Here is a 13,085-nt window from a genome sequence, read left to right on the forward strand (position 1 = left end):
GCAGCGGCACCCCCCGTCGGGGTTGCGGTGGGGGGGGGGGGGGGGGGGGGCCCCCCCCCCGGGGCGGCGGGGGGGGGGGCGGGGGGGGGGGGGGGGCCCCCCCCCCGCCCACCCACCCCCCCCCCCCCCGGGGGCCCCCCCCCCCCCCGCCCCCGGGCCCCCCCCCGCCCCCGCCCGGGCCCCCCCCCCGCCCCCCCCCCCCCCCCCCCCCCCCCCCCCCCCCCCCCCCCCCCCCCCCCCCCCCCCCCCCCCCCCCCCCCCGGGTCCGGGGTGTCGGTCAGATCAGGAGACGTTGAGAGCGGTGTCGTCGACCACGAAGGACGTCTGCAACGAGGAGTCCTCGGTGCCGGTGAACTTCAGGCTGACGGTCTGGCCGGCGTACGCGGCCAGGGAGAAGGACTTCTGGCTGTAGCCGGTGGCCTTGTTCAGGTTCGAGTAGGTCGCCAGCGTGGCCAGCACCGTCCCGCCCGAGTTGAGCACCTGCACCGTGAGCTTGTCGTACGCCACGGTGGTGGTGGTCTCGGCCGAGTCGATGTGCAGCCAGAAGCTGACCGTGTACGACGAGCAGCCCGACGGGAGGGCCACCGACTGGGCGAGCGTGTCGGTGTGGGTGGTCCCGTACCCGTTCAGCCACGCCTTGTACGACCCGCCGTGGGCCGCCTGGCTGCTGTCGTTGGTGATCACGCCGGAGCTGGCCGTCCAGCCGGTCCCGCCGGACTCGAAGCCCGGGTTGGCCAGCTTCTGCCCCGGCGCGGTGCAGCCGCCCCCGGTACCGTTCACGGTCAGCGTGTAGGTGGCGCTGCGGGTGACCGACCCCGCGCCGTTCACCGTGACCGAGTAGGTGCCGGGCGGGGTGCTCGCCGAGGTGCTGATGGTGAGGGTGGACGAGCCGCCCGAGGTCACCGAGGCGGGGCTGAACGCAGCGCTCGCCCCGCTGGGCAGGCCGGACGCGGAGAACGTCACGGTCTGCGCCGTACCGCTGGTGGTAGCGGTCGACACGGTGGTGGAGGCCGCGCTGCCCGGGTTCACCGAGCCGGCGGTCGGCGACAGCGACACGGAGAAGTCGTTGCCGGTGGAGCAGGGTGCGTCGTTGCCGGCCACGTTCACGGCCGTCCAGGCGGCCTGCACGGCCTTGTACTCGGTCGAGCAGCTGCCGTACAGGTCGGTCGCGGCCCGCAGGCTGTAGGCGCGGGCCGTGTTCGCCGGGTTGCTGGTGTTGACGTACGACGTGTTGGAGGTGAAGTAGACGTCCAGCGCCCGGTACCAGATCTTCTCCGCCTTGGCGCGGCCGATACCGGTCACCGCCGGGGCGGAGCCGCAGACCGGCGAGGTGCCGTACGAGGTGGCACCGGTGCCCTCGGCGAGGTTGAAGTAGAAGTGGTTGCCGACGCCGGAGGAGTAGTGCACGTCCTTGTTCTTCGTGCTGGTGGACCAGCAGCTGTCGGACGCGCCGTCCAGCGACGGGTTGTACATGTAGCGCAGCGGCGTACCGTTGCCGTTGATGTTGATCTTCTCGCCGACCTGGTAGTCGCCCGGGTCGCTCGGCGCGGCGGCGTAGAACTCCATCATGTTGCCGAAGATGTCGCTTGTGGACTCGTTGAGGCCACCGGCCTCACCGGAGTAGACCAGGCCGGCCAGCGCCTCGGTGACGCCGTGGCTCATCTCGTGCCCGGCCACGTCCAGCGAGACCAGCGGCCGGGAGTTGCTGGAGCCGTCACCGTAGGTCATCTGGGCGCCGTCCCAGAACGCGTTGACGTAGTTGTTGCCGTAGTGCACGCGGCTGGGCACACCGCTGCCGTTGCCGAAGATGCCGTTGCGGCCGTGCACGTTCTTGAAATAGTCGAACGTCTTCGCGGCACCGAAGTGCGCGTCCACGGCGGCCGACTGCCGGTTGGAGTTGGCGCCGGTGCCCCACGCGTTGTCGGCGTCGGTGAAGGTGGTGCAGGTGGAGGTGCCGTTGTTCATGTCGCAGGTGCGGCCGTTGCCGCGCACCGGGTCGATCATCTGGTACGTGCTGCCGGAGAGCGTGGTGTCGATGCTCACCGCGCCGGTGTAGATGCCCTGGCCGCTGCCGGTGACCGACTCGATCTCGTCGAACGACCCGACGGTCGCGCCGGAGGTCGCGTCGGTGATCACGTGCAGCCGCGACGGCGTCTGCCCGTCCGGCTGCCAGCCGCTGACCACCGTCTCCCAGGCCAGCCGGCCCTTGCCGGAGCTGGCGTCGACGAACAGTTCCGGAGTGCCCACGGTCTCGGCCTTGCCGTTGAACCCGGCGCGGGCCGTCTTCTTCGCCGCGTCGGCGGTGACCCGGGCCCTGGTGGTGAGGGCCAGCGGCGCGGCGAGTGCGACCGAACTGCCGGCGTAGGTGCCGTTCGGCGCGGTGTGGATGACGAAGTCACCGCCGTACACCCGAAGCCCCTGGTAGGTGCGGGTGTAGCGGGTGTGCGCCGCACCGGAGGCGTCCACCCTGGTGCTGCGCACCTGGTAGGACTCGGCGCTCGAACCCTGGACAGCGCCGGGGTTCGTCCGCAGGACGGTCGCCGCTCGGGCCGCGGCGGAGGCGTCCGGCGCGGGAGCGGTGGGTGGGGCGGCGTGCGCCGCGGTGGCGACGCAGGTCAGCAGGCCGCTGGTGAGCAGCGCTGCGCTGACGGCCGCGAGGGGTCGTTTCACGTGCCCTCCTGAAAGGAGAAAGGGGTGTGACGGGGGTAGTCACGCATGTAGATATAGCCATGTGTTGAAGAAAAGAGAAGGCTTGGACCGCTCCCAGACATTGAGACTGGCCGAACGGATGAGGGCCTTGACAAGGGAACCAACGCTGGCAACGGCACGTCCGACGGACATGAGACCCGCCTCGACGACCGGCGTCACGATCGCGCTCCTGGCCGCCCTCCTGGCCGGCTGCACCGGCACCGACCGGGCCGGCAGCCCCGCCGACCAACCAGCGGCCACCGGCACCCCGCCGCCAGCGACCGCGAACCCGACCACTCCGAACGGCACCGCGCCGACCGGCACCGCGCCGACCGGGCCCGTGCCGCCTGGACCGGGTGCCACCGACGCCGCGGCCGGGCGGGTGACGCTGTTCCGCTCGGGCGGCTTCGCCGGACGCGGCGACAACGTGACAGTCGAACCGGACGGCCGGTGGACGGTGGTGGACCGGGCCGGCAGCCGTCGTAGCGGAAAACTCGACACCGCCGACCTCGGCCGGCTACGCGGTCTGGCGGCCGACCCCCGGCTGACCACCGAGGCCCGCCGCACGGCCACCGCGACGAGCTGCGCGGACGCGTTCAGCTACCGCCTGACCGTCGGCACCGTCGAGACCGGGTACGTCGACTGCCCCGCCGATCCCGCGCCGCCGCCGGCCACCCGTGCGCTCGTCGAGTTGCTGCTGCGGGTCACCGACTGACCGACCGGCAGCTCAGACCAGGTAGTCCGGGGGCAGGCCGGTGCCGCGCAGCTCCGCCGGCAGGTGCGCCACGTCGTTGACGGTGATCAGGTTCGGCGGCCCGGCCGGGCCGTACCGGATGACGGTCAACCCCGCGTTGTGGTGGTTCAAACCCAGCCACCGCCGCTCCGGCGCGTCGAGGGCATGCCGGACCAGCCAGGCGATCAGGAAGGTGTGCGTCACCACCAGCTCGCGAACGGGCTCGCTCTCGGCCGCTCCCTCGTCGGCGGCCACCGGACCCGTGAAGCGCCGCACCGCCGCCGCCGTCACTCGCGGCCCGTCGGCCCGCTCGGCCGTCGAAAATCCGGCCAGAAAATTGGCGTACGCCGACGGCAGGCCGGCCGGGTCCGTGTCGTGGGGGAGGTGGTCACCGGCCAGCTCCGTGGCGTACACCGGAACGCCGGGCAGTGCCGCGGCGACCACCTCGGCGGTCTGCGCGGCCCTGCGCAGCGGCCCGTGGTGCACGGCGGTGAACGACCGGTCCCGCAGGCGCTCACCGAGCAGCGTGGCCTGCCGCCGGCCGCGCTCGGACAGGCCGGTGTCCGGCTCGGTCAGGTCCTCGTCGGCGTGCCCGGTGAGGACCTGCTCGCCGTGCCGGGCCAGGTACAGCAACCGCGTACGCATGCCGTACACCCAAACACACCGGAAGGCGCGGGACTGGCCCGCGCCGTCCGGTTTCTTGATCTTGACGCTACGCCCGGGGGAACATCTGGCCGATGCGGATCTTGTTGCCGAACGGGTCGCGGATGCCGAAGTCGATCCCGTACGGGCGCTCGGTCGGCTCGTCGGTGATCTCGACGCCCTTCGCCACGAGCTCCTCGTAGGTCTTGTGGGCGTCGTCGGTGGTCATGAACAGGTACCCACCCAGGGCACCCTTGGTGAGCAGCTCCCGCACCTGCTCGGCCGTCGCCGGGTCCATGGCCGGCGGGCCCGGCTTCTCCAGCAGGATCTCGCGCTCCGGGTCACCGGGCAGGTTCACCGTCAACCAGCGCATGAAGCCGAGGTCCTGATCGGTGTTGACCTCCATGCCGAGCTTGTTGACGTAAAAGTCAAGCGCCTGGTCCTGGTCGAGGACGTAGATCTGAGAGCGGCTGATCGCGTTCATCGTCATGCCACGACCGTAGAGGGTGGCCCTGACCTGCTGCTTATCCAAAACTGCTGGGACGCGTCCAGGCCTTGGTGAAGCAGGACGGCACGTTGCCCGCCGCCGCGCGGCGACGCCGGAAATCCGACGGGGACTCCCCCACGATCTGCCGGAACGTCCGGCTGAACGTGCCCAGGCTGCCGAAGCCCACCGCGTAGCAGATGTCGGTCACGTCCCGGCCCGTCTCCACCAGCAGCGCCATGGCCCGCTCCACGCGGCGGCGTTGCAGGTAGCGGTGTGGCGTCTCGCCGAAGGTGGCCCGGAACGTCCGGATGAAGTGCGCCTCGGAGACGTGCGCGATCCGGGCCAACGCGGGAATGTCCAGCGGCTCGGCGTACGCCCGGTCCATCGCGTCGCGGGCACGCAGCATCGCCCGGTTGGACTCCTCCACGGCCCGGCTCACCGCAGGCCGCCCGGCGGAAGGACCGACGTCTGCGTCACGTCCTGGTCGCGCAGCTTGGCGTAGACGACCTCGGACGTGAACCCGCCGATGAACCCGATGGCCAGGACGAAGAAGACCAACTGCCGCGCCGCGTCACCGTCGAGCAGGCCCGGGTTGGTGGAGAGCTGCGCCGCGACGAACAGCAGGAAGGCGATGACACCGGCGGCCGAGCCCAACGCCGCCGCCCGCAGCCAGTTGCCACTGCCGTCGTACGCGTTGCGCACGATCGCACCCCACACCGAGGCGAACAGCGGGGCAGCCACCAGAACCGCGACGTTCTGCCACCCTCCGGTCGGAGCGGCGTACGCCAGCGGAATCGTGGCGAGGGCGAGCAGCAGGAGGACCAGCGCGGTGACCAGGCCCGCCACCGTACGCCGCCCGGCAACCCGTTCGGCCTCGCGGGACGCGCGTTCCTGCTCGGCGCGGCGCTGCACCTGGGCGCAGAGCGCGGCGACGATCGGCTCGGCGGCGCCCGGCTGCCAAGGTCGGGCGAGCAGGGCCACCTCCTCCTCGGTGGCGACGCCGCGCTCAGTGCTGAGGCGCTGCCAGACCTTCTCCGCGGCTCCGCCGAACGCGGCGACCGCCGCGACCGGGATGCGCCGGGACAGTCCGATGAGCCCGGCGATGAACGTGGAGCGTTCGCCGCCCACCAGCAGCAACGCGTCGGCCATCAGCAGCGACCGGTAGAAGCTGACCTCCCAGTCGTCGGTCGACTCGGGCACGATGGTGAACAGCTCCGGGTGCCGTTGGACCTCCTCGAAGTCCACGTCCTGCTGGTACCGACCACGGACCAGGATCGACCCGGGCATCGCCCGGCCGGAACGGATGTAGCCGCGTACGACGTCCCGTTCCAGGTACTCGGGATCTCCGGAGTACACGACGATGCGGCAGCCCTGGTTGGCGAGTGCCGCACCCAGCTCGGCCGCCGCGGCAGCCGCACCTTCCGGGTCGCGGACGGCGGGCGAGTAGGAGCGACCCGCCTGGGCACTACCGGCGATAGCGACGACCGGGCTCATGCGACTCCTCGACGGTCGGTGATACCCGAACTATAGGAGTGGCCAACCATCGATGCCCCTGCCGACGAGCCGTCGGGGGACGGCCGGACCGCCGAAATATTTGGAGCCCCCGGCCGGGATCGAACCGGCGACATCTCGCTTACAAGGCGAGTGCTCTGGCCAGCTGAGCTACAGGGGCGCGTGCGTCGAGGTCAGCATAGCGACTGACGTCTGAATATCCCGATCGCGAGGGCTCCCGAGCATGGGAAACGTCAACAACCCGACGCCCGACGCCTCGAGGAGACGTCGATTGATACCTGCCCGTGCCCGAGTGCCCGGAATGCGTGGACGATGGATCACCTCCGCGGGCCGCTCGCCTTGGCAGCGCGGGGAAACCCGTTTACGGTGCAGTGACACGGACGACACCACGGCCGCCCCCGCGGCCGACCCGCCGTCCGCTGACCGGCACGGGTACGTGCCGGTCGCTCCTTCACTCGGATCGTCCGGCACGTTCCTGCCGGTGAAAGGAAGCGCACCACCATGGCTACGGTCACCTATTCCAAGGCATCCCGGATCTACCCGGGCACCGAGCGTCCCGCCGTCAACGAGCTCAACCTCGAGATCGGCGACGGCGAGTTCCTCGTTCTCGTCGGCCCCTCCGGTTGTGGCAAGTCCACCAGCCTGCGGATGCTCGCCGGCCTGGAGGACGTCGACGCCGGCTCGATCTACATCGACCAGCGCGACGTCACCCACCTGCCCCCGAAGGCCCGCGACATCGCGATGGTCTTCCAGAACTACGCCCTCTACCCGCACATGACGGTGTACGAGAACATGGCGTTCGCCCTCAAGCTGCGTAAGACCTCCAAGTCGGAGATCGACCGGCGGGTCAAGGAGGCGGCCGGGCTGCTCCAGCTGGAGGAGTTCCTCAGCCGCAAGCCGAAGGCGCTCTCCGGTGGTCAGCGTCAGCGTGTCGCGATGGGCCGGGCGATCGTCCGCGAGCCGCAGGTCTTCCTCATGGACGAGCCGCTGTCGAACCTCGACGCCAAGCTGCGCGTGCAGACCCGTACCCAGATCGCCTCGCTCCAGGCCAAGCTGGGTGTCACCACGGTCTACGTCACGCACGACCAGGTCGAGGCCATGACCATGGGCCACCGGGTCGCCGTGCTGCTCGACGGTGTCCTCCAGCAGGTGGACACCCCGCGGGCGCTGTACGACACCCCGGCCAACGTGTTCGTCGCCGGCTTCATGGGCTCCCCCGCCATGAACATCAAGACCGTTCCGCTGAACGAGCAGGGCGCCGAGTTCGCCGAGCTGCAGATTCCGCTGTCCCGCGAGCAGGTCGCGGCGGCCCGCGCCGAGGGTGGCGACGGCAAGGTGACCGTGGGCTTCCGCCCGGAGGACTGCGACCTGGTCAGCCCGACCGAGGGCGGCATGCCGGTCGTCGTCGAGCTGGTCGAGGACCTCGGCTCGGACGCCAACGTCTACGGGCACGCCGCGCTGGGTGGCAACTCGGAGCGCTTCGTCGTCCGCACCGACCGGCGCACCATGCCGAACATGGGCGACACCGTGTTCGTCAAGCCGCGCACCGGCCGCAGCCACGTCTTCCACGCCGCCACCGGCAGCCGGATCTGACGTAACGAAGTACCGGAAAGGGGCGGTCCGCTTCGGCGGGCCGCCCCTTTCGTCGTACCCGGGGACGGCTTCTCACCCCGCGGTGCCAGCACCAATGTGGCTCTGCGGGGTGACTCGGCGGGGCGGGCCGCGCCCGTAGCGTCGCGGCACGCCCAACCCGAGGAGACGCCATGTCCGCCACCGCCACCGCTCACCCGACCGTCCGTTCCCGGCCGTACCGGACCGCCCGCCTGGCCGGCCGCAGCCTCGTCTACTGCGCGACGCTGGTGCCGGTCGCCCTGCTCGCGCTGGTGACCGCCCCGGTGGGTGGGGCCGGTGCCGCCGCCGCGCGGTGGCGGACCCTGCGTACCGGGCTGCTCGGAGCGCCGCCGACGCCCGCAACCGGCCGGCGGCCCGGCCCGGTCGCGGTGCTCGGCCACGGGCTGCTCAGTCTGCTGCTCGGCGTCGTGGCCCTCGTGCCGCTCGGCGTCGAGCTGCTGATGGTGCTGCGCGGCATGCTGTACGGCATCGTCGACAGCGGTCCGTACGACCACTCCTGGGGTGGCCCGACCCGGGCCGGCGCGTGGCTGGCGCACTTCCTCGTCGGCCTGCCGATGGCCGCCGCCGCCCTGGTCGCGTTGATCGGCATCGCCGCCGTGCACCAGCGACTGACCCGAGGTCTCGACGGGGAGCGCGCTCCGGCGTGGCTGATTCCGGCCACGCTGCTGATCGCGGTGGCCGGGGCGCTGCTCTTCGTCGCCTGGACCCACCAGATCTGACGACGAGGCCCCCTCCCGCACTGGGCGGGAGGGGGCCTCGTCGACGTCGTTACAGCTCGACCGAGCGGCGGCGGGCGACCTCGGCGAGGGTGACCGCGGCGGCCACGCTGGCGTTGAGCGACTCCACCTCGGAGATCATCGGGATGCTCACGGTCAGGTCGCAGGTCTCGCCGACCAGCCGGGACAACCCGCGCCCCTCGGAGCCGACCACCACCACCAGCGGCCCGACAGCGGCCTCCAGGTCGTACAGGTCGGTGTCGCCATCGGCGTCCAGGCCGACCACCATGAAGCCGGCGTCCCGGCACGCCTTAAGCGACCGGGTCAGGTTGGTGACCTGCGCCACCGGCACCCGCGCGGCCGCGCCGGCGCTGGTCCGCCAGGCGGTCGCAGTGATCCCGGCAGCCCGCCGCTCGGGTACGAAGACACCCTGCGCGCCGAACGCGGCGGCCGAACGGATCACCGCGCCCAGGTTGCGGGGGTCGGTGACCCCGTCCAGCGCCACCAGGAGCGGCGCCTGCTGCTCCAGGGCCGCGGCGACCATGTCCTCGAAGGGCTGGTACGCAAACGGCGGCACCTGCAACCCGACGCCCTGGTGCAGCACGCCGCCGGTCATCCGGTCCAGCTCGGCGCGGCTGATCTCCAGGTTGGCGATGCCCCGGTCGGCGGCCGTCCGGATGATCTCGTTGATCCGGTCGTCCATGTCGATGCCCTGGGCGACGTAGAGCGCTGTCGCCGGCACCTGGGCGCGCAGCGCCTCCAGCACCGGGTTGCGCCCGACCAGCAGCTCCGGGGTGTCCTTGGACGGGTTGGACTTGCGCCCCGGCGCGACCCGGGGGCCGGTCCGGCCGGCGGTCGGCCGACCACCCCGCCCCGCGGCGCCACCCCGACTCGCCGGTACGCCCCGGCCACCGCCCCTGCCCCAGGTGGTGTCCTTGCTGCCCGGCTGACCGATCTTCGGGGCACGCCCCTCCTCGGCCGCCGCCCGGCGCTCCTTGTCCTGCTTCCAGGCGGTGCGCTGCGGCAGCTTCTCGGTGCCCGAGTAACCCTTGTGCCAGGGTCGCTCGTCGGCGGGCAGGGTGCGCCCGCGTCCCGTGAGGGAGTCCTTGTTCTTGCCGCCGGAGCCCTTGGGGGCGCCCGCCTTCGGCGTCAGTCGCCGGCCACGGCGCTGCGAGTTGCCGGCCATCAGTCCTGCTCTCCAATAGTCCAACGGGGGCCCTGGGGGGTGTCCTCGACCACCACGCCGGCCAGCTTGAGCTGGTCGCGTACCGCGTCGGCGGCGGCCCAGTCCTTGCGGCCCCGGGCCTGCGCGCGCTGCTCCAGGGCCAGCGCGATCAGCGAGTCCACCACGGCGCGCAGGTCGTTCGAGCTGCCGCCACCGGTCCAGGCCTCGTCGAAGGGGTCGATGCCGAGGATATCCAGCATCGCCCGTACTGCGGCCAGGGTGGTGCGGACGGTCACATCGTCGCCGGTGCTCAGCGCGGTGTTGCCGTCGCGCAGGTGCTGTTGCAGCACGGCCAGCGCGGCGGAGGTGTTGAGGTCGTCGTCCATGGCTGCGACGAAGCCGGCCGGCAGCTCACCGAACTGCCCGGTGCCCACCCGCTCGGCGGCCCGCTGCACGAAACCCTCGATCCGCCGGTACGCGGTGGCCGCGTCGCGCAGCGAGTCCTCCGAGTAGTCGATCACCGAGCGGTAGTGGGCGGCGGCGTAGTAGTAGCGCAGCTCCACCGGCCGCACGCCGAGCGAGGCCACGTACCCCAGGTCGAGCGCGTTGCCGGCGGACTTGCCCATCTTGGCCCCGCCGATGCTGAGCAGCCCGTGGTGCACCCAGTAGCGGGCGAACGGCAACCCGGCCGCCTGGGACTGGGCGATCTCGTTCTCGTGGTGCGGGAACGTCAGGTCCAGACCACCGCCGTGGATGTCGAACTCCGGGCCGAGGTAGCGCCAGCACATCGCCGAGCACTCGATGTGCCAACCCGGGCGGCCCAGCCCCCACGGCGACGGCCAGTACGCGTCCGCCGGCTCGTCCGGCTTGGCGCCCTTCCAGAGGGCGAAGTCGCGCGGGTCCCGCTTGCCCCGGTCGGGGGCGTCCCCCGCCGACTGCATCGCGTCCGGCGACTGACCCGACAGCGACCCGTACGCCGGCCAGGACGCCACGTCGAAGTAGACGTCGCCGGAGCCGTCGGTGGCCGGGTACGCGTGCCCGTCCGCGATCAACTTCGTGATCAGCTCGTGCATCTCCGGAATGTGCCCGGTGGCGCGCGGCTCGTAGGTGGGCGCCAGCACGTTCAACGCCCGGTACGACTCGGCGAGGACCAGCTCGTTGGCGTACGCGATCGACCAGAACGGCCGACCCCGCTCCCCCGCCTTGACGAGGATCTTGTCGTCGATGTCGGTCAGGTTGCGGATGAACGTGACCTCGTAGCCGGCGGCCAGCAACCAGCGGCGCAGCACGTCATAGTTGACGCCGGAGCGAAGATGCCCGATGTGCGGCGGCGCCTGGAGGGTGAGACCACACAGGTAGACCCCCACCTTGCCGGCTTCCCGCGGGACGAAGTCCCGCACCGATCGGGTGGCGGTGTCATACAGGCGTAGCGTCACCGTACAAGGGTAGCCGTCCGCGCCTGTCCGAGCCCGCCGGTGCCGGGTCGTACGCTGCGTGCTGTGGATGAGACGGCGGGGTCCGGCCGGGCCGGGGAGACGTCCCAGACTCTCGACCGGGGTCTGCGGCTGCTGCACCTGGTCGCCGACGCGCCGGCCGGGTTGACCGTCACCGAGGTGGCGACGCGACTCGGCATCGGCCGGGCGGCCGTCTACCGGCTCGTCGGCCCGCTGACCGGGCACGGCATGCTGCGCCGCGACAGCGACGGCCGGCTCCGCCTCGGCGCCGGGGTGCTGCACCTGGCCCGACGCGCCCAGCCGCTGCTCGCCGAGGGGGCGCTGCCCGCGCTACGTCGGCTCGCCGAGCAGGCCGGCGCCACGGCACACCTGACAGTGGTGGAGGGCGGCGAGGGCGTCGCCCTGGCGGTGGTCGAGCCGAGCTGGACGTCGTTCCACGTCGCGTACCGGACCGGGGCGCGGCACCCCCTGGACCGAGGCGCCGCGGGTCGGGCGATCCTGGCCGGCCGGGGCGGCGCCGCGGAGCCGGTGAGCAGCAGCGGGGAGCTGCAGTCCGGGGCGTACGGGGTGGCCGCGCCGGTGCTCGGCGTACCAGGTCTGGAGGCCAGCGTCGGGGTGGTCGCGCTCGCCCCGCTGGACGTCGACCTGATCGGCCCCCAGGTGCTCGCCGCCGCCACAGCCGTCACCGCCGCCCTCCGCTGACCCCCCCCCCCCGGCCACCTGGCCTGGGGCTTGATCGACTCCAGATCGCCGACATGGCGTCATCTCAAGCCTTGGACAGCGCCACAACGCCGAGCTGGTGATGATCTCGCCGTATAACACGTCCGTGAGGTTCTTGGGGGTTGTCCACAGGCACCTGCAGGGCGACCATCCGACGCTGTCCACAGGGGTATCGGCCGGCACCTCGAGCGTCGGACGCTGGCCGCATGCCTCCGCACCCGCACCGACCTCCGGCCCTTGCCTGGCAGGTTTTTCGTGGCTCCGCAGTCATTCGACAGGGCTTGATCACCAGACACCAGTTGCGCGGCTCGTCGTGGGTCCGACTTCGCCATGACGTGTACGCGGACGCGCGCCTCGAACGCACACACGAGCTGGCCTGCCGTGCCGCAACCCTTCGGCTGCCGTCGCAGGCGATGATCGCCGGGCCCTCGTCGGCCTATCTGCACGGCATCGAGCACGCGGCCGGGTTCGACGACGACGTGCACGTGCTGGTGCCGAAGACCGCCCGCGTCGACTCTCAACGCGGCCTTCACGTGCACGTGGTCAATGGCGATCCCGCTGCGACGCCGAACCCCGCTCTGTCCATCGCGCGGCAGCCGGCCCGGGCGATGGACGCCCTGCCCGTCGCACGGCCGTCGACGCCACCGTCACCGCCGATGCCACCGCCCCGGCGGACGCCAGCGTCACCGCCGACGCCAGCGCCACCGTCGACGTCCACGTCCACGTCCACGTCGACCAACGCACTGCCCGGGGAGCGGAGCGGTGCCGCTCTCCCCCGAACCGATCCGGCATCTGCGGCATGGGAGACGGCGGTCTGGTTGGACCCGCTGGGCGCGGTCGGAATCGTCGACTCGTTGCTCGCGACCGGTCTGACCACCCGGGCGGCACTGGCCGCTGTCGCCGCCGCCAATGCCGACCGGCCCGGCGGACGACGCGCGTGCTGGATTTTCGACGTCGCCGATGCGGGCGCGCAGTCACCACCCGAGTCGCAGCTACGGGTGCGTCTGGTGCTGGGCGGGCTCCCCCGACCGGTCACCCAGCACCCGATCCGGCTGCCGGGAGGGCTCGTGCTCCATCCCGACCTGGCCTGGCCCGAGTTCCGGGTGGCGGTGGAGTACGACGGCCGATGGCACGCCGACCCCGAGCAACTGCACCGCGACCGCCGACGACTCAACCTTCTCGTTGGTGCGGGCTGGTTGGTGCTGCACGTGACGAGCAGGCGGCTCCAGAACGAGTTCCCTGCCGTGCTCAACGAGGTTCGGTCGGCCCTGATCTCCCGCGGCTGGCGACGCTGATCGCCCCAGGCCGTGATCGACTCCAGCTCGCCGATGTGGGG

Annotated in this window: 12 protein-coding genes and 1 tRNA gene; 5 read left to right on the forward strand and 8 right to left on the reverse strand. The window is 72.0% G+C overall.

The annotated features are described in order from the left end of the window. Positions 1 to 282: 282 nt before the first annotated feature. Positions 283 to 2,670: a M4 family metallopeptidase gene (locus tag ACGGAQ_RS26100; protein ID WP_393053421.1), complete on the reverse strand. Its 2,388-nt coding sequence runs from the start codon at positions 2,668 to 2,670 to the stop codon at positions 283 to 285. Positions 2,671 to 2,839: 169 nt separating this feature from the next. Here ACGGAQ_RS26100 and ACGGAQ_RS26105 point away from each other — a divergent pair, with 169 nt between their 5' ends. Further along, a complete protein-coding gene (locus ACGGAQ_RS26105) occupies positions 2,840 to 3,403 on the forward strand; it encodes a hypothetical protein (protein ID WP_393053424.1) in 564 nt (187 codons plus the stop codon). Between the two features lie 12 nt (positions 3,404 to 3,415). Here ACGGAQ_RS26105 and ACGGAQ_RS26110 read toward each other — a convergent pair whose 3' ends face one another. The 5 genes from ACGGAQ_RS26110 to ACGGAQ_RS26130 all read right to left on the reverse strand — a co-directional run bounded on the left by ACGGAQ_RS26110 (position 3,416) and on the right by ACGGAQ_RS26130 (position 6,222). Further along, a complete protein-coding gene (locus ACGGAQ_RS26110) occupies positions 3,416 to 4,066 on the reverse strand; it encodes a histidine phosphatase family protein (protein WP_393053427.1) in 651 nt (216 codons plus the stop codon). Positions 4,067 to 4,133: 67 nt separating this feature from the next. Continuing rightward, a complete protein-coding gene (locus ACGGAQ_RS26115; protein ID WP_393053430.1) occupies positions 4,134 to 4,553 on the reverse strand; it encodes a VOC family protein in 420 nt (139 codons plus the stop codon). A gap of 34 nt (positions 4,554 to 4,587) precedes the next feature. Beyond that, on the reverse strand, positions 4,588 to 4,989 hold the full coding sequence (locus ACGGAQ_RS26120) for a helix-turn-helix domain-containing protein (protein WP_393053433.1): 402 nt from the start codon (positions 4,987 to 4,989) through the stop codon (positions 4,588 to 4,590). After that, a complete protein-coding gene (locus ACGGAQ_RS26125) occupies positions 4,986 to 6,044 on the reverse strand; it encodes a hypothetical protein (protein ID WP_393053436.1) in 1,059 nt (352 codons plus the stop codon). Before ACGGAQ_RS26125 ends, ACGGAQ_RS26120 begins: the two co-directional genes overlap by 4 nt. A 101-nt stretch (positions 6,045 to 6,145) precedes the next feature. Beyond that, positions 6,146 to 6,222, reverse strand: a tRNA-Thr gene (locus ACGGAQ_RS26130). Positions 6,223 to 6,563: 341 nt separating this feature from the next. On the opposite strand from ACGGAQ_RS26130, the gene ACGGAQ_RS26135 reads away from it, so the two are divergent. Beyond that, a complete protein-coding gene (locus ACGGAQ_RS26135; protein ID WP_393053439.1) occupies positions 6,564 to 7,655 on the forward strand; it encodes an ABC transporter ATP-binding protein in 1,092 nt (363 codons plus the stop codon). Between the two features lie 170 nt (positions 7,656 to 7,825). Then, positions 7,826 to 8,413: a hypothetical protein gene (locus ACGGAQ_RS26140; protein ID WP_393053442.1), complete on the forward strand. Its 588-nt coding sequence runs from the start codon at positions 7,826 to 7,828 to the stop codon at positions 8,411 to 8,413. A 49-nt stretch (positions 8,414 to 8,462) separates the two neighbouring features. On the opposite strand, the gene rlmB is transcribed toward ACGGAQ_RS26140, so the two are convergent. Continuing rightward, a complete protein-coding gene (gene rlmB, locus ACGGAQ_RS26145; protein ID WP_393053445.1) occupies positions 8,463 to 9,596 on the reverse strand; it encodes a 23S rRNA (guanosine(2251)-2'-O)-methyltransferase RlmB in 1,134 nt (377 codons plus the stop codon). Beyond that, a complete protein-coding gene (gene cysS / locus ACGGAQ_RS26150) occupies positions 9,596 to 11,011 on the reverse strand; it encodes a cysteine--tRNA ligase (protein WP_393053449.1) in 1,416 nt (471 codons plus the stop codon). The genes rlmB and cysS overlap by 1 nt, the downstream gene beginning before the upstream one ends. Positions 11,012 to 11,065: 54 nt before the next feature. Between cysS and ACGGAQ_RS26155 the strand changes: the two genes are divergently transcribed. Together ACGGAQ_RS26155 and ACGGAQ_RS26160 are read left to right on the forward strand one after the other, a co-directional pair. Beyond that, entirely contained in the window at positions 11,066 to 11,731 is a 666-nt protein-coding gene (locus ACGGAQ_RS26155; RefSeq protein ID WP_387179294.1) for an IclR family transcriptional regulator, read from the forward strand. Between the two features lie 299 nt (positions 11,732 to 12,030). Then, positions 12,031 to 13,044 (forward strand): DUF559 domain-containing protein, encoded by a 1,014-nt coding sequence (locus tag ACGGAQ_RS26160; RefSeq protein WP_393053452.1) that lies wholly within the window; start codon positions 12,031 to 12,033, stop codon positions 13,042 to 13,044. Positions 13,045 to 13,085: the final 41 nt, after the last annotated feature.

The organism is Micromonospora sp. NPDC047557 (assembly GCF_043205095.1).
Lineage (GTDB): Bacteria > Actinomycetota > Actinomycetes > Mycobacteriales > Micromonosporaceae > Micromonospora.

Excerpts from the sequence above, each read along its gene's own strand:
- ACGGAQ_RS26105 (WP_393053424.1), top strand. The coding sequence starts at position 2,840 with ATGAGACCCGCCTCGACGACCGGCGTCACGATCGCGCTCCTGGCCGCC.
- ACGGAQ_RS26110 (WP_393053427.1), bottom strand. The coding sequence starts at position 4,066 with ATGCGTACGCGGTTGCTGTACCTGGCCCGGCACGGCGAGCAGGTCCTC.
- ACGGAQ_RS26115 (WP_393053430.1), bottom strand. The coding sequence starts at position 4,553 with ATGACGATGAACGCGATCAGCCGCTCTCAGATCTACGTCCTCGACCAG.
- ACGGAQ_RS26125 (WP_393053436.1), bottom strand. The coding sequence starts at position 6,044 with ATGAGCCCGGTCGTCGCTATCGCCGGTAGTGCCCAGGCGGGTCGCTCC.
- ACGGAQ_RS26135 (WP_393053439.1), top strand. The coding sequence starts at position 6,564 with ATGGCTACGGTCACCTATTCCAAGGCATCCCGGATCTACCCGGGCACC.
- ACGGAQ_RS26140 (WP_393053442.1), top strand. The coding sequence starts at position 7,826 with ATGTCCGCCACCGCCACCGCTCACCCGACCGTCCGTTCCCGGCCGTAC.
- rlmB (WP_393053445.1), bottom strand. The coding sequence starts at position 9,596 with ATGGCCGGCAACTCGCAGCGCCGTGGCCGGCGACTGACGCCGAAGGCG.